Raw genomic sequence first — 17,039 nt, forward strand, 5'->3', positions numbered from 1 at the left:
TTACGAGAGAAATATAAAGTTAGATCAAAAGTTAGAACAATCGCACTTATTTTTTTTGCTCACAAAATAGCCGCTTTGTTTAATTAAGCAGAAATATGAATGAAAAGTGGATATAAAAACCGAGTCAATAGCTGGAAAATAAAATTACACAATCATAAGTACGATAGGGTTTGTTGTTAAAATGTGATAATTATTTTATTTTATAAAAGCAGTATTTTGATGGGTAATATTCATGAATCTTTTAAATACAACCATTTAAAAAAGTTAAATGTTACAAGAAATTTTTTTATTATAGCTTTTTATTTTTATGTTTGGTAAATTAACCCCTGTTTTTTTGAGGTGATACGCAAAAATAAAAACTATGTTTGTATTTGTGAGTTTAAGCATCTAAAAAAGCACCTGTAGTGGCAACATTCATAAAATAAAGGATAAAAAACATGTCTAAAGCACGTTTTGCGATTTTACCTCTTGCACTTTTAATTTCTGGTGCTGTGAACGCAGCAACTGAAAACCCATTCTACGCTGGCGTTCGTGCTGGCGGCACTCATTACGCTGACTTCGATTCAAAGACAGCAGTTAATGGTGGCTTTACTTACGGTAATCCAAGTTCTGAGTTCCGTATTGATCGTGATGATTTCGCTGCAGGTCTATTTATGGGTTACAACGTAACACCATGGTTTGCAATTGAGGGTGGTTACACTTGGTTAGGTGAAGTGACTCTAAAAGGTGACAAGCATCATGACAAAGGTAAAGTAGAACAACAAGTTATCGACCTTGTAGGTAAGTTCACTTACCAAGCGACTGATAAAGTAGATCTATACACTAAAGTTGGTGGTGCATGGCAGTTCACTCGTGCTAAAGGCCTTCCAACTCAAACAGAAACCGATCGTGATGACAGCCTAATTGCAACTGCAGGTCTAGGTGCTGAATACCACTTCACTGATAACCTATCTGCACGTGCTGAATACCAGTACTACCACGATATGGAAACTAAGCCGACTGGTACTGATACGAAGGTAAGTTGGGATACTCACTACTACGGTATGAGCCTAGTTTACGGTTGGGGCGCTCCTGCACCAGTTGTTGTACCAGTAGTTGAAGAAGTTGTTGAAGCTGCAACTGTTCAAGTTGAGCCAATTTCTGTAACAATGCCTTTCGCATTCGACAGCGACACACTAACTACAGAAGACCAAGCACGTCTTGAGCCTATCGCTCAGCGTCTAGTTAACTTCCCTAACGCAGAACTAGTTGTTATCGGTCACACTGATAGCCGTGGCTCAGAAGCTTACAACCAGAAGCTTTCTGAAGAGCGTGCTAAGACTGTAGCGGTATACCTAATGAAGCACTTCAACATCGATGCAAGCCGTGTTAAAGGCGAAGGCCGTGGTGAGCTAGATCCAGTAGCTTCAAACGACACTGCTGAAGGTCGTGCTCAGAACCGTCGTGTAGATGTAACTACTCCTGGTTTTGAAATCCAAGCTGAAGTTGCAGAAGCTGTAGTTCAGTAATTAACTCTTTTGAGTTATAAAAAAGCGCCGCAAGGCGCTTTTTTTATGTTTGTAATAAAATTTAAAATCAATGTTAAACTATTACTTTATCGTAGTTTAATGGTATGAGAGTCGAATGACTATTTGGAAAAGAGAGTTTAGTTTAGCAAGCCTTAATAAAACCTCAGAAAATACATTAATTAAACATTTAGGTATTACCTACTCAGCTTTTGACGAAGAATCACTCTCGGCAACAATGCCAGTTGATCACAGAACACACCAGCCACTGGGTATGTTACATGGTGGAGCCTCAGTCGTTTTAGCTGAAACATTAGGGTCAGTAGCCGCAAATTTGTGTGTAGATCATGATAAGTACTGCGTTGGCTTAGATATTAACGCAAATCATATTCGTGCAATAAGAGAGGGGGTTGTAACTGGCCGTGCTAGTGCTCTTCATTTAGGCGCAACCACACAAGTTTGGCAAATCGAAATAAGAGATGAAAGACAGCGATTAATTTGTACTAGCCGATTAACAATGGCCGTCATTATTAATAAGAAGAAGAAATAAAATAACCGATGATAATACATTTTGAACAAGGTCGAATTATCGCGACTCAACGAGAAGTCGTTGTGAGAATTGATGGAAATTGCAGGATTAACCTTCAAGCACAAGTTGATGAGCTAACACTTATTTCTGGCGCTAATGTTGTTAGTGCTGTTGGTAGCGGGATTAATTGGTCTATAAAGTTAGATTCGAATGAGCAATTGCAACAACTTGCTAATGAAATAGGTATTGCGATTACTATTTATTAACCTTTTTTGCTTTATATTGAATAAAGAATATTAAAATTATCTTTATGAACTAATTTATTTCTGAATAACCTAGTTGAAATTATAAATATGGAATATTATTCCTTACAGGAAACATTTACCTCTCATCGGGTATGTTAGAGTAATAATTGAACAATAATAAGAATTTCACATGTCTAAAAAATATATTGCATTACTACCGCTTGCATTAGTTGTATCAACCGCTGTATCTGCTGCTACTGTTAATCCTTTTTATGTTGGCACACGACTCGGTGGTGCTCACTATTCAAATTTTCAACAGAACTATCAAGATATAACTGGCATAAATCTTAATAAAGATGATGTCGCGGCTGGTGTATTTGCAGGTTACAACTTTACACCTTGGTTTGCGGTTGAAACGGGTTATACATGGTTAGGTGAAGCTAAGTTTGAAAATAATAAGATTAAGCAACATGCTATTGATCTTACAGCTAAAATGACATGGAACCTCAATGATCAATGGGGCGTGTTTGGTAAGTTAGGTGGCAGTTACATGCTCGCTGACTTCCATGGCTATGGCGTTAAAGACCTTGATGATCATTTACTTGGTACGGCTGGTGTCGGTGTTGAGTATAAATTGACTAACCATCTATCTACCCGTTTAGAGTACCAGCTTTACCACGATATTCAGTCTAAGCCTCGTAACACGAATCTAGCTTATAACTTTGATACACAGTTTTATGGTTTGAGCCTTGTATATAGCTGGGGAGCAGCGCCTGCCGTTGTTGCACCAGTTGTTGATACTGCACCGCCAGTTCAAGCTGCAACAGTAACAGTAGAGCCTTCAACGGTTACGATTGCTTATGGTGTTGATGGTAAGCATTTAACTGAAAAAGATAAGCAACGCCTTCAACCAATGATTCAACGTTTAACACGTTACCCGAGTGCAACAGCTGAAGTGACGGGCTATACATCAAATACAGGTAGTGCAGCTTATAACCAGAAATTATCTGAAAAGCGTGCGAAAAATGTAGCTGATTTGCTTTCTCAGTATGTTGCTGACGCTAGCCAAATTACAGCGAAAGGGATGGGTGAAGCAAACCCTATTGCGACTAATGATACCGCGAAAGGTCGAGCAGAAAATCGCCGTGTAGAGATTTACTCACCAGCATTAAAGATTGCCACAGAAGATGCTGCTGAGCGTCCAGACTGCTGCGCAATGGAAAATAACCTATAAATAAAAAAGCGCCGAAAGGCGCTTTTTTTGACTCAATCTATTAGGTATTAGATGTTAGGTGCGCAAATAGATTTCTTTCTTAAACAAAGCGCCATAATAATACCGAAAATAGCACCTTGAGTAATAATCGCTGAACCACCATAGCTAAAGAAAGGTAATGGACTTCCCATAACAGGTAATACACCGCTCACCATACCAATATTAATAAAACTATAAAGAAAGAAACTTAAAGCAAATGAGCCACTGACTAATCGTGCAAACGTTGATTCTGACTGATTCGCCAGCCATAACACTCTAAAAGTCATAAACGTATAGATAGCTAAAATAGTGAAACTACCAATGTATCCCCATTCTTCTGCAAATGTTGAGAAGATAAAATCGGTATGACTCTCTGGAATGAAACCAAGATGACCTTGTGTTGCATCCATCCAACCTTTGCCAGAAATCCCACCAGATCCAATCGCAATTTTGGATTGAATGATCTGATAGCCAGAGCCTAATGGATCTGATTCAGGATTTAAAAATTGAAGAATACGTTTTTTCTGGTAGGTCTCCATTACGAAATACCACGCCAATGGAAGACTGACACCAATAATGGCTATCACAGATGAAATTAACTTCCATGACATCCCCGCAAAATATAGAACAAATAGAGCGTACATTACCGTGAAGATAGCACCATCTAGATCTGGCTGAATAAAAATCAATCCCGCTGGAATCGCAGTTACTATCAAACAAATCATGATCTTTTTAATACTAGGTCGACCCGCATCACTGACAAGGATCCAAGCCATCATGATTGGGACCGCTATTTTTACAAGTTCTGACGGTTGAAAACGTATTGGTCCTAATGCTAACCAGCGTTGCGAGCCATTGGTGCTATCACCAAGAACAAAGACACCAACAAGTAAAAGTACAGTAATAAAAAACAAATATGGAGCACTTCGCTCATAAGCGGCAGGTGAAATAGATGACATAAACAATAATGCGATAATCGCAATTCCTGCACGAATAAGATGACGCTCTATAATTGGCTCACTAAAGCTACTTGCACTCCATACACTCAAAGAACTGAATGTGATAAGAATTAAAATCGATATTAATAGTGGTATATCGATATAAGGACGGAATTTACTCATCGTGTACTTCACTGATTCACGCAAATTTGCGTAGACGTTAGTAATGCTTGTCACTTTAGGTGAGTTATTATTTGCCGCAAGATAAAAAGTGAAACAAAATGTGGCTTGGGCTTAAAATAAAATATTATGACTGTTTTTCTAATGATCATCGCATAAAATGCTAATTTTAGTAGCGCACAATGTATAACAATAATATTTCTTAAATAGTGACCAAGTACAGAGAAGTAAAGATAAATACCGTTATACTTTCTCTGTAAATTTAGTCGGAGAATCAGATGGATCGTTATTACTGGGGTGTTGATTTAGGTGGTACAAAAATCGAATGTATTGTGATAGATCGTAACTCAGATCAACCCATTATTCGTGAGCGCATTGAGACAGAAAGTATTAAAGGTTATCAACATATACTTGGTCAAATAAAGGTACTGATTGAGCGGTGCGCAAAAATAGTTGGACATTACCCTTACGCGGTTGGTTTTGGAACACCAGGTACGCTTGATCCGATTCATGGCGTTATGAAAAACTGCAATACAACGGCATTAAATGGTCAGCCTCTTGATAAAGATCTTAATGAAATGCTTGGAATCCATGCAATTATTGCTAACGATGCCAATTGTTTTGCTTTAGCAGAAACACATTTTGGGGTCGTCAAACGTATCAAACCTGATGCTCAAATTGTATTTGGCATCATTATGGGAACGGGCGTAGGGTCTGGCATAGTGGTAGACGGTAAATGTTTATACGGCTGCCATGGTATTGCTGGTGAGTGGGGGCATAATGTTCTTGAGCATAATGGCGCGGATTGTTATTGCGGTAAGCAAGGTTGTGTGGAAACGGTTATTTCTGGGAAAGGATTAGAGCGTTATTATTACGAGCTTTCATCGCAAGCGTTATCTTTGCCTGAGATCGTCGAGCAAGCCAAACAGAATAATCATGAAGCAGTGAAAACAATAACACGTTTACGTGAGTATTTTGGTTTAGCGGTCGCACGAATTATTAACGTACTTGATCCTGAGATCATCGTGATTGGTGGTGGTGTCGGTAATATTGACGCGTTATACCAAGATATAGAAACACAAATTTTACCGCACTTGTTTAATACAGAGCTTAATACCTTGATTGTAAAACCAGAGCTAGGGGATAGTGCTGGTGTGTATGGCGCTGCAGCTTTAGTAAAGAACATCAGTTAAACAAGAGTCAGCCAAAAGTTAAAAGCGCGATACATATTAATAGTATCGCGCTTTTGTTTTAACTTGCCAGAACTTGAGGCTTACGTTGTAAACTTGCTACTAGCATGTAAATTGCCGTTGCAAGTAGAACAATGAAGAAGAAATCCATTATTCCATTTTGCTCTGCCATAAAGCTGTTAGCACCAATTGGACCCAGTGCTGAACCAATGCTGTAACTAAACAGCATAACTTGTGTTGCAGCAACAATATATGAAGAATCCAAGTTGTCACACGCCAATGTAATTGCAATTGGGTAAAGCGCAAAAGCAGACATGCCTAACAACGCCAATGCCGTGATCAGAACGACATAGTCTGATGATAGGTAAGTAATACCCATAGCAAAAACACCAAGCAAAGACATTAAAGCAAGCAATAGCGTTTTGCTCATTTTAATTGAAAGTTTGCTAACGACAGGTTGAATAACCATACCACCAAGAATGATTGCAGCCATCAACACGCCTACTTGATCTGTTGTTAGAGCATTTTGCTTTAATGCTAAAGGCATTAAACCGTAGATACTGCCCATTACAACACCTGAAGTTATACAACCAATAATTGCAGGTTTACTCAAACGTGCAATTTGCTTTATTGATAACACTTGGTGTGAATCACTGCTAGGTTGACCTTGTTTTACAAACAGAGGCGGTAAAATTGCGATTAGCAATAGCACTAGAATAACGATAAAAGGAATAAACCCTTTAACACCAAACATGCCTACTGCTAATTGACCAACAGTGGTGCCACCATAGAGTGAGGTCATGTAAAAACCAAGACGTTTTGCTCGCTCTTTCGCGTTATCACCAATAAGTAGCCATGATTCAACAACAACGAAAATACCTGCAACAGCCATACCAGCAACGAGGCGTGCAAATAGCCATACTTCTTTATTTGGAAAAATTGGCAAAACCGCAACAGTTGCTGCTAGCAAAGCTAAAAAAGTAATAAAAGCCACACGGTGACCAATCTTCGCAATAATTGGCTCGATCATCATTGAGCCAATAAGAAGACCAATGTAATAGATGCTTGCTAACCAACTTGCATAACTGCTATCAATTTTAAAATTTGCTAATGATAACGGAACCAAGCTCATTAGGTAGCCTGATGCGATTGCGAATACAGTTAGTCCAGCAACAGGCACAAAAATGCCGCCGCTTTTGCGACAAGTAGTGATGTCTTGCACTACCTTGGTCTCCAAGTGAAATGTTTGAAATAATCTGTCTTTATTTAAGGTAAATACGTTTAGAAAACGAAAAACCAGAAATCAAGGAATGATCACTGGAGATAACAAGACAGAGCTGTTTAAAAAAGTGTTTTATTAGAAAACGCGGCGATTATTGACCCTAACCTAACATTAGTAAAATGAGAAAAACTAATGCGAAACAGGGCATTTCATTACATTGATTAATGCCAAAAAATAATCGTTAGAGTAGTGATTATTAAACTGAACTCAAAATCGCACTTTATCTGATTAATATATTTATTTTTAAAGAATTAGAACTGGTTTTACTGTTGCGGAACAGGGGGGAGTTTAAATAATGATTAGTGTTGTAATTGTTGTTCTATGCAAAAAAAGAACAAACAAAAGCGCATTTTTATCAAAATAATATAAAAAAATTGGTTTCTAATGAAGAGTTTGGATTACATATACTAAAAAGCCACCTTAATATAGCGATATGGACTAAGAGTAAGATGGCTAGTTATATTTTGAAGTCGATTAACGTTTATTTTTTAGATAGCGTTTACGTCGTTCTTCTTTCTTTTTGATCTTTTGTTCAGCTTTACGTTCAGCTTCTACCGCCACATTGATCAGCTCTTCAGTGATCATATCTGGATGCTCTAGAGTAATATTCCCCAGTGTACCGTTACGCAATTCATTGATAAGAATGACAGAAGCTTTGTGCAGATCAACACGACCACCACCTTTTAAACAACCTCGTTTGCGCCCGATCTCTTCCATTAGCTCAATTTCAGATTCAGGTAGGTCATCATCAAGGTTATAACGTGCCTTGATCATATCTGGGTATGCTTTGATCAGATATTCAATGGTAAAGAAAGCCACGTCGATATAATCCATCGCGGTATCTTTAATTGCACCCGTTGCAGCAAGGCGGAAACCACTATGTGGGTTTTCAACTTTAGGCCAAAGAATTCCCGGCGTATCAGAAAGCAGTACACCGTTATCGAGGTTAATACGTTGCTGTTGGCGTGTTACAGCAGGTTGGTTTCCTGTGATTGCGACAGTTCTGCCTGCAAGTGTATTTATAATGGTTGATTTCCCAACGTTAGGAATCCCCATAATCATGGTGCGAATTTTTTTACCTGCTTCTTCACGGTGAGGTGCAAGCTTGCGGCATAAATCCATGATCTGATTAACTTCGTTTAAGTTTTCAGTGGTGACAGCAATGGCTTTAACGCCTTGCTCTTTTTCAAGGTGATCAATCCAAAGTTGAGTCATCTCAGGATCGGCCAAATCACGCTTGTTCAAAACTTTAACAACAGGCTTACCGTCATTGGTATTGCGGAACGATTTGATCAGTGGGTTTTCACTACTAAATGGGATACGAGCATCTAAAACTTCGATGATCACATCAACTTTCGGCATCGCTTCTTCAATTTCTTTGCGGGCTTTGTGCATGTGCCCTGGAAACCACTGAATGCTATTACTCATTATTTATGTACTCTTTATTTTTCTAGGTGTCCCTTGGGGTACTACCAGAGGGACTAAAATCTGTTGCAAGAAAAATAGTGGTTCTATCTTGCATTATTAAGTTATTGATAGAAATTCTATCATAGTTGGCAGTAGATCACTCTTAAATGATAAAGAGGATTGGAATCATTCTTTATATCCATGCCTACTTGAGTAAGTAAGGACAACAACAAACGTCAGCAATATCAGATAGGGTGAGGAAAGAGTAAAAAATACTAGAAATAATCTTTAGCCTTGGTGTGAGGAAGGTTGAATATACCATGTCTGGATATCAGAAAATCTATAGGCTGTTGGCTAATCACAAATGAGTTAACTTTTCTGCTAACTCGTAAATGCCCCAAAGTTTGTTAGACTTTTACTCATTCATATCGTGTTAACAGAATTTTGGATGAGATATTCTAATCAAAGTTAACTAAAAATATTTAGTTTAAATTCTGGATGTTTTATTACTCTCTTCCATAAAAAACGCGAGTTTGAGGTTTTTCACCTCGCTGAGAATACACCTATAACCAGCTGGGCAATAATTGGCCTGAAGGCTTAAATTTTCTGGATAAATCGTAGATACATATTCAAGTTACAGTTTACGTATTTTGTTTTCACCGATAAAAAACGCTCCCATTAGAGGGAGCGTTTAAGGCAATGAATATAAGGGCTATACAAGATTAGCGAAGTACTCTCACCGTATGTTTACTTAAGAACTCTTTAGCAAAGTCGTTGACTTGTTTTTTCTGGGCATCAGATAAATGACTCATTGTTTCAAGGTATTGTTCTTTATAAATATCATAAAGGTCATGCTCTTTGTCTGTACCCATTGAATCAAGATATATTTTTGAGTAAGCAGCTCCAAGCACTTCGTCTTTTTCAGGGTAAGTGATTTGTGGTAATGAATGTAGGTACCGTGCAGCAAGAAATATTATAGAACCAGCATCTCCAGTATTTGCCATCTTTATCCAAATATCTAACGCTTCTTTTTTATTGCCTTCATCATAAATTATAGAAGCATAACCTTCCATTCCCCTAAAGTTTCCCTGTTCAGCAGAGGCATTGTATAGTCGTTTTACTTCTTTTTCTCGATTGCCAGGTATGAAAAACCAGCCATCTCCGCCAGCATACATACTTGCTAGGCTTGCCTGTGCCTTTGAGTTTTCATGGTCAGCAGCTTTCTTCAACCAGTCATTAGACTCATCAGGGTATAAGAAGGATAACATATTCATTGCGTTACCATCTCCTTGTTCTGCTCTAACTTTTAATTCTTTAACTAAAGGCGTACGATATTCCTCTCTATCACCATAAATATTTGTATCTGTCGACAGAACAAATTTAGCTTTTTCGCTTCCTAGTTTCGCGGCTTTAACAGCATATTCATGTTCTTGAGGGGTTTGGGCCATAATATTCGTTCTAAAGGTCCATGAATAAGCTAAAGCAGCTTTTGCATTCCCCTTATCTGCCGCGTATTTCAAATAAGGTTGCCCTTGTTTTATTTTATATTGGTCGACGAGTAAATCGCCTAATTGATAGGCATCTTCAACAGACATGGAGCTTGGCGCAGGGTATGTTGTTTGTGCCTGTGTTTGTGAGGCGCACAACAGGCATAAACATAACAGCCACCGGTAACCTATTTTTACTTTTTGCATTATTTATTAATCCTTATTACTGCCTATAAAGCTGTTATGGGGGGCTACTGATAAGTTAAGATAGGTAAGGGTACTCCTAATTACTGCTGGGCAATAATTGGCTCAACATAATTCTAAAAGACATATTTATATACTGTTTTTCGCGCAAATTATTGCCTGCTCGTGTAGTGATGTATCATTACAGATTTGACTTTAATTCATTAAGTTAAATGAATAATGAGTTTAGTGTTGTTTTAATGTAGCAAATCAAAATAGAAGAATTTTAACGAAGTTACATTCATTACCTTACAGAATGAGTACAGAAAGGATTTGATTGCGCAATGTATAGAAAATACCTGAGCCTATTAATAAGCGCATGTGTATTAACAGCATGCACTGGAGAGACAACCGCTTCAGTAACCAGTAAAACGGTACCAGCTGAAAAAATCACTCAAATAGAAGCGAAAGTAAAAAAGCTCTACCCTGATGCAGATACCAAACTTCAACATCAAATCGTCGAAGTTGCTGTTGAATCACTTGAAAGCATGGTATTTATCAAAGGTGGAACCTTCATGATGGGTGCATTTAAAGCACCTTGTAGTCCCATTTCTACGGATAGAATGGATTGGTCGCCAGATGCTAAATGTAATACAACGATTTCCAACTTTAAAACGGGCTCTAATTTTATACATAAAGTGACCTTAAGTAACTACTCATTAGCTAATCATGAAACGACTTATCACGGTTTTGATGCTTTTAAAAAGGCACATCATCGACCTGTCGTTGATGCTGATATGAGAGAAAAATATGACTTTTCTGATGATGAGTTTAAAAACACAGCAGTACCAACTAAAACCTGGCAAGAGGCAAAAGATTACTGTTTATGGCTGGGTGAATTAACGAGTTCTCCGATTGACTTACCGACAGAAGCACAATGGGAATATGCAGCAAGAAATCGTGGAAAGCATCTATACTATGCTACCAACAACGGTTATCTCCAACCCAAAAATGGTAGGCATCTAGTTGATGGTAGGTATGTCGATTACACAAAAGATGAATGGAATATTGGTAACGATAACGATATGTATGAGGTTAAATTGTATCCACCCAACCCACTTGGTTTGTATGACATGTCTGGAAATACACAAGAATGGGTCAATGATTGGTATAGCAAAGATTATTATCAACAATCCTCAGAACTCGATCCTCAAGGCCCATCAACAGGAGCTAAAAAGGTCTTAAGAGGGTGGGACCTAACTACTTACAGAACAGGTGAAGATATAGTTCAAAAAAGATATTACCCAACATACGGCTTTCGTTGCGCGGTTCAACAAACGACACCAGTAAAGTAGTATGCATTTAGTATCGGCAATAATAACCTATGGCTATTATTGCCGGTAACGTTGCATTACGGTTTTAAATTATTACGCTTGATTTTTAGGTGTGGACTGGTAGGTGTGTATGGGAATATTTTTTGAACCATCCCTATATTTTCTAAATAATTCACACTTGCTAACTGAGCAATCCATTGATTAAATTCTTTTTGTTGATCGCCATCTAAGATGTAATTTATACGCTGTAGGTTTTTCACAAGCGCATCATCTGTAGTTTGTTTTTCTCCCTTTTCATTCATGTGGGCTAACACTTCAACAAACTTTCGCCAAGAGCGAATAGCGCCTGCCAATAACAAACAAATTGCTTTTTCCTGTCTCTCTTCACGGTTGAAAACATACGTATGGACTAAGGTATTGAGCATCATTCCTACCGTTTCAGGAGGAAGAATTCTTAAACTAACGCCACTCAATACGTTTCGATCTAAAATTCGCTTTGTTATGCGTTTGGCTTCATCTGAAATGAATAAATTATTTTTCACTTCTCTTAAACGGTATCGCCACCAATCATCAATATCTTTAGTTCCAATCTCTATTGCATCTTTTATCGGTTTAAAATCTTTTTCTGTAAATGCACTAAAAGCGGCTCGAGATAAATAAGTGTAAGCCTCTTCATTTATATTACCCATAATACGGTAGCCAATAGTATCAATCGATTCCCAAATGATTTTTGCCAATTCAAATAACTGTGAAAAGTCAATCGAGGTGCCAAAACCACCGGACGCTCCGGGCCCCCATACTAAGCGTGCACAACAATGGATTTCTAAGCTACCTCTATCTAATCGAACCTGAAAATCAACCCCAGCACCAAGCCCAAATGCCACATTGCCTTCCGCTTTGATTTCAACTAAAGCCGAAAAATCAGTCGTCCCCGTCTTTTGAGGGATTAACCACTCGACCTTTCCACTTAACTGCCCGCCGGCTTGAGCACCAGCAAACCCTTCAGCACTGACACCTATTTGCCCTGATGGTCTTACCCCAATCGTGGGGAAAGGAGAGAAAATAACCCCAGTTCCCGCACTTTCCTCAGCCTGATTTTTGAACATTACTTTACCACTCGCCATCGCTGTCACTAAACAACTTAATGTTAACGTTGCGCTACATCTAAAATGCCCTAGAGGGTATAAGGCAGGTTTTCTGTCAGCATCAGTATAAGTAATAAGTGCGGAGTAACCTTTTTCATGTGGGAAGTAACTATTAAATGTAACCGCACCTTCTGCTAATGAAGCGGAAGACTCGGCTGCAAAGCCGAGATCAAATTTAGCTTGTTTAAGATTAAAATCACCTTTCACACTGGCTTGTGCTGCAAATCTTAGTAATTGCGCTTCCGCACTGACGGCATAAACCGTTTCGCCGTTGGCATCTTTAAATTCTTTATTTGCTTTCCATTCTTTGAGCTTATAACCAGGGACTTGCCAGCCTATTATTTTACCTTCGAATTGGCCGTCAATAGTGTTCTTAATACCATCTGTTATGCCATTTGTAATATCTGATGATATTGCCTTACCCATTTCTTTCCAATTGCCGCTAGAGACAGCTTGATTCAAGTGGGTATGGTTTTCTGAATGACGCCAAAAAGGTTCTTCTCGTGTCATAAAATCTTGGCGTATGTAAACCAATCTATTTTGTGAAACGATAAAAATCTCAATGATGCCAGGTTTTTGATTCGTTAACGCAACACTTTTTGACGAAAAGTTTTTTTGATTAATACCTTGTTTTACCGAGGATTCATCAGTACTAGTTACAGCGTTAATATAGTCGTTTTGCCGCTTCAGGTCTGCATCTATCTCTGTGTTTAAAATATCAACGAGTGTTCTCTCTGTTGGTTCTAAAGTAAAAACCTTATTAAGCAACTTTTTCCTTTCTTCTAGTTCAATTATTTTTGCTTGTGCCGTGTTCCTATTAATATCACTGCGCTTGATGCCAATTGTATTTACAAAAGGATCATCTTCAGGCGTTGGTTGTGCTTCAGTTTGCGTATTAACAGGCAGAGCTCCTGAAGAAATAGCTATGTCATACCATTTTTGTCGCATGGCTTTATGCTCAGCAACAGCGGCAGAATCTTGATTCGTATTGTTTTCAGGCGCTTTTTGCAATACTTTCTCATATCCATCAATCAGTTGTTGAGTATATGAAATTTCTTCTTCAAGTAATTCTTGAGCATGCTTATCTAACAAAAAGTAATCTTTCGTTTTATCTCCTGTTTTGAATACAACATCACACACTTCTATTCCTTTGCAGGTAGGTCTTGCAATGGCACAACCACCTTCTGTTGGTCGATTCATATCGACTGGATCAACAGGCTTTAGGTCTGTTGAGTTTGCCTTTTCTTTATTTGGTAAGGTAATACTATCGTTTATATTGATTAGATCTGGGTTAGGTTGGTATTGAGGATTCAACTCCAACAGCTCAACAAGGCTAATCTTGTTTTTGATCGCAATACCTAACAGAGTGTCATTGGGTTTAACGGTATATAAGTTTGTCATAAGAAAATAATGCCTGTTAGGATGCTAAAAACAGATTGATATTATCAATCTGTTGATCACTGATTGCCCATTGAAATTGAGGGCGTAATTCACCTTCTTGCTGCAGTGGTGGAGAAAAGTACTTCCAGCCATCATTCCACCAAAGCAAGCCATCAATGCCGGAAAAAATGTTTGTTTTTTCTTCTTCACTCAATGTGGAAATGAATGCATCAAGCGTACGAGGTTCATAAAATCGAAATAAAGATTCACCACTAGGCGTTTTGGCTGTCAGCCTACCTCTTAAGTTTGGAAGTAATAACTTCAACGAAAGCCTCGAGGTTAAAAAACAGCCTATCGGAGATTGCATCGCCTTGTCATAAATTAGGCTATAAAAATCATCCTTAATATCATCTAATTGAATGATAATCGGACCATTATCGATCGATTGATAAGGGGATTCATCGAAGAGCTTTTTAAATAAAGGGGGCGAAATTGAATAGGTGTAATACCATTTCAAAATTTCTTGGCACAATTGCGGCTCAATAATGGCGTATTGATAGTTCTTCAGTGCTAATGGAGTTAATGAATTAACTTCAATTACTGTTGAGAGTGAATTGGACATGTTTCCCCTCCACATGTGCATAGTTCAACCAATAATGCCCCGCTCTGAAGCACTGCTGGGTAATTGATTAAAGCTGCAGGAGACATGACTTCTGTGACTTCAACAGCCCCCGGAAGTAAAGGGGCAATACCGCCATATCCCGTACCACTGCCCGCACTGCCACCTGCATTGATGTTGACCGCTGCCCCTGAAATTGAAACGCCAGATGCATCTATTTTGATAAAGCTGCCGCCAGCCTTCAGCGTGATTTCAGCACCCGCTTCAATCACGGCTTTTGAGCCAGCTTTAAGGTGTACTTCATTACCCGCATCCACCAATAATGCTTGGCCTTGTTTCATGTGTAAGCTGCCATCAACCGCAACGGTTTGATCGGCTTTTACATGGGTACGGCTTTCACCGTCGACGGTTAGGTGATCGTGAGTTTTAATGTGGGTGAAGCGTTCATTGTCTACATCCAGGTGTAAATCGTGTTTGATGTCGTCTTTGCGATCGTTTTCCACCAACATGTTCACATCTTTTTGTGCGTGAACGTAGATTTCTTCTTTGCCAGCTTGGTCTTCAAAGCGCAGCTCGTTATAGCCATCACCTTGGTGTGTTTCCGTGCGCAATACCGTGCGGGTTTTATTCGCTGGTAACGGGTAAGGAGGCTTGTTGGTCGCATGGTAAGTGCGGCCTGTGATAATCGGTTGGTCTGGGTCACCTTCTAAGAAACTAACAATCACTTCATGACCAATACGCGGCAGTGCGACCATGCCATATTGGCTCCCCGCCCAACCTTGGGAGACACGTATCCAGCAACTCGCATTGTCATCACTGTTACTGTATCGGTCCCATGGGAACTGGACTTTTACGCGACCGTATTCATCACAGTAAATCTCTTCGCCTTCAGGGCCAACAACCATCGCAATTTGTGGGCCATCAACACGAGGCTTAGCCGTGTAGGGGGCTCGCCATGGGCGATGACCGGGTATCACAATAAAGTCATTGTTATAGGTCGTTACGCCTTGCCCGCCTGCTTCTTCTAATGCTTGCGGTTGCGTGCCCATATGGTTAACCGCCACCACGAGCCATTCGTCATTACATTGCTCATCATCGTGCTCTTGCAAGGCAAAGTTCACCCCAGCCACTAAGCCATGGGTGTTACTTTCACCGTAGGCCGTATTGGCATCACGACGTAATGATTCGAGTCGAAAAGAAGTAAAGGGCTTACCACTGGCATCATCTTTGTAACGCCCTGGGTAATCGTAATGTTCGTAATTGGCTTGCTGATAATCGGCTTCTTTCGCATTGGCTGTTTGTAAGAAGCTATAAGCTGGCTTTTTAAAACTGTAATCTTTGAGTTGCGCAGACGATGGGCGCATTTGCGTATGGCGAGCAAAGGTGCGTACAAAAGGCACGCCGCTTTGCCCACCACTGCGGCTGTTATAGGCCAGTGGTGCCGTCAGTCGAGCGGCACTTTGGGTGTCATCAGAAAAGCGCAGAGTATTCTTTTTATTATCATGCACAAAGCTGTAAAACAGGCCTTCTTCTGCGGCAATGCGGTCGATAAAGGCCAAATCTGTTTCACGGTACTGGACGCAATATTCACGCTGCACGTAATCTCGCGTTAAAACGAAATCAACATCGGTAATCCCTAATTCTTGTAATATCACCGAGATAATTTCAGGCACCGTTTGTGTTTGAAAAATTCGGCTATTATGGCGCAACGCGAGGCGGGCTGCTGGCGGTACAAACTCTACCTGATACAAGGTGTGGTGATGGCCTGTGTCACCCTGGGTGAAACGTCGAATAATGCCATGCCATTGCTGTTGCTGCTCACCGTCTCGCCAGACCGTGAGTGTGGCCGTGTTATCGACGGTCTCTTGCGGTGTATAGGCAGGGTGACGACTGGCTAAGTCGATGATAAAAGCGAAAGGCAAAGACAGGTTGTCAGTGCCTGAAAATTGCGTGACGGCAAAGGCATCAGCATCTAGCCCATCGACTTCAAATGTAAATTGCAAACCCGTTTTTGTTGCCATACTGACCTCGTGATTAAACCTTTGCTAACGTCGGCCTTGCGGCGTATTTAGCAAAGGCATAAACGAAAAGCAGCCTACACAGGCGTGTGTAGGCTGAGACATGGTGGAGTGATTACGCTTCTAGCGGTGCACGCCAATCATCAGCACCTGATGTGCCCGATACCGTGTGATCCCAGTTAATCGCACGGTAAGCCATTGAGACTTCAATAAGCTGAGTGAAGTCTTCTTTTGATGAATCTTGGCAGTGTGGCATGTGGGTGTTGATATCAACAATCGTTGCATCGGTCAGCGTTGTGGTGAAGTAGTGCTCTTGTTTACCTTCAACCGATGTGCGGTACCACT

The 17,039-nt window shown here is 39.8% G+C and carries 14 protein-coding genes; 6 read left to right on the plus strand and 8 right to left on the minus strand.

Going from position 1 to position 17,039, the window contains the following annotated elements; genetic code table 11:
* The first annotated feature begins 437 nt into the window (after positions 1-437).
* The 4 genes from C9J38_RS18835 to C9J38_RS18850 all read left to right on the plus strand — a co-directional run bounded on the left by C9J38_RS18835 (position 438) and on the right by C9J38_RS18850 (position 3,513).
* Positions 438-1,508 carry an OmpA family protein gene (locus tag C9J38_RS18835; RefSeq protein WP_107208432.1) on the plus strand — a complete coding sequence of 357 codons (1,071 nt, stop codon included), beginning with the start codon at positions 438-440 and terminating at the stop codon, positions 1,506-1,508.
* 115 nt (positions 1,509-1,623) lie between these two features.
* Complete coding sequence (locus tag C9J38_RS18840; RefSeq protein ID WP_107208433.1) at positions 1,624-2,055, plus strand: hotdog fold thioesterase; 432 nt, start codon at positions 1,624-1,626, stop codon at positions 2,053-2,055.
* A gap of 8 nt (positions 2,056-2,063) precedes the next feature.
* On the plus strand, positions 2,064-2,300 hold the full coding sequence (locus C9J38_RS18845; RefSeq protein WP_107208434.1) for a DUF3389 domain-containing protein: 237 nt from the start codon (positions 2,064-2,066) through the stop codon (positions 2,298-2,300).
* A gap of 169 nt (positions 2,301-2,469) precedes the next feature.
* Entirely contained in the window at positions 2,470-3,513 is a 1,044-nt protein-coding gene (locus C9J38_RS18850) for an outer membrane beta-barrel protein (protein WP_107208435.1), read from the plus strand.
* Between the two features lie 47 nt (positions 3,514-3,560).
* Here C9J38_RS18850 and rodA read toward each other — a convergent pair whose 3' ends face one another.
* The gene (gene rodA / locus C9J38_RS18855) at positions 3,561-4,652 is read right to left on the minus strand and encodes a rod shape-determining protein RodA (protein ID WP_107208436.1); all 1,092 of its coding nucleotides are present in this window, start codon (positions 4,650-4,652) and stop codon (positions 3,561-3,563) included.
* Between the two features lie 275 nt (positions 4,653-4,927).
* Here rodA and C9J38_RS18860 point away from each other — a divergent pair, with 275 nt between their 5' ends.
* Positions 4,928-5,842: an ROK family protein gene (locus tag C9J38_RS18860; protein WP_107208437.1), complete on the plus strand. Its 915-nt coding sequence runs from the start codon at positions 4,928-4,930 to the stop codon at positions 5,840-5,842.
* Between the two features lie 58 nt (positions 5,843-5,900).
* On the opposite strand, the gene C9J38_RS18865 is transcribed toward C9J38_RS18860, so the two are convergent.
* From C9J38_RS18865 to C9J38_RS18875, 3 genes are all read right to left on the minus strand, one after another.
* Positions 5,901-7,061 carry an MFS transporter gene (locus C9J38_RS18865; RefSeq protein ID WP_107208438.1) on the minus strand — a complete coding sequence of 387 codons (1,161 nt, stop codon included), beginning with the start codon at positions 7,059-7,061 and terminating at the stop codon, positions 5,901-5,903.
* Positions 7,062-7,595: 534 nt separating this feature from the next.
* On the minus strand, positions 7,596-8,549 hold the full coding sequence (ylqF, locus tag C9J38_RS18870; protein WP_199187159.1) for a ribosome biogenesis GTPase YlqF: 954 nt from the start codon (positions 8,547-8,549) through the stop codon (positions 7,596-7,598).
* A 701-nt stretch (positions 8,550-9,250) separates the two neighbouring features.
* The gene (locus C9J38_RS18875; protein ID WP_107208440.1) at positions 9,251-10,222 is read right to left on the minus strand and encodes a tetratricopeptide repeat protein; all 972 of its coding nucleotides are present in this window, start codon (positions 10,220-10,222) and stop codon (positions 9,251-9,253) included.
* Positions 10,223-10,542: 320 nt separating this feature from the next.
* On the opposite strand from C9J38_RS18875, the gene C9J38_RS18880 reads away from it, so the two are divergent.
* The gene (locus C9J38_RS18880; protein WP_107208441.1) at positions 10,543-11,553 is read left to right on the plus strand and encodes an SUMF1/EgtB/PvdO family nonheme iron enzyme; all 1,011 of its coding nucleotides are present in this window, start codon (positions 10,543-10,545) and stop codon (positions 11,551-11,553) included.
* A gap of 56 nt (positions 11,554-11,609) precedes the next feature.
* Here the strand turns inward: C9J38_RS18880 and C9J38_RS18885 are convergent, their stop codons facing one another.
* The 4 genes from C9J38_RS18885 to tssD all read right to left on the minus strand — a co-directional run.
* The gene (locus tag C9J38_RS18885) at positions 11,610-14,078 is read right to left on the minus strand and encodes a LysM domain-containing protein (RefSeq protein WP_107208442.1); all 2,469 of its coding nucleotides are present in this window, start codon (positions 14,076-14,078) and stop codon (positions 11,610-11,612) included.
* A 16-nt stretch (positions 14,079-14,094) separates the two neighbouring features.
* Positions 14,095-14,679, minus strand: coding sequence for a DUF4123 domain-containing protein (locus tag C9J38_RS18890; RefSeq protein ID WP_158259525.1), 585 nt, complete (start codon positions 14,677-14,679; stop codon positions 14,095-14,097).
* Positions 14,655-16,697: a type VI secretion system tip protein VgrG gene (locus tag C9J38_RS18895; protein ID WP_107208444.1), complete on the minus strand. Its 2,043-nt coding sequence runs from the start codon at positions 16,695-16,697 to the stop codon at positions 14,655-14,657. Before C9J38_RS18895 ends, C9J38_RS18890 begins: the two co-directional genes overlap by 25 nt.
* Positions 16,698-16,809: 112 nt before the next feature.
* The coding region (gene tssD, locus C9J38_RS18900) for a type VI secretion system tube protein TssD (RefSeq protein WP_146144071.1) at positions 16,810-17,039 on the minus strand (230 nt) is incomplete at its 5' end.

Source organism: Photobacterium sp. GB-210 (assembly GCF_003026075.1).
Lineage (GTDB): Bacteria > Pseudomonadota > Gammaproteobacteria > Enterobacterales > Vibrionaceae > Photobacterium.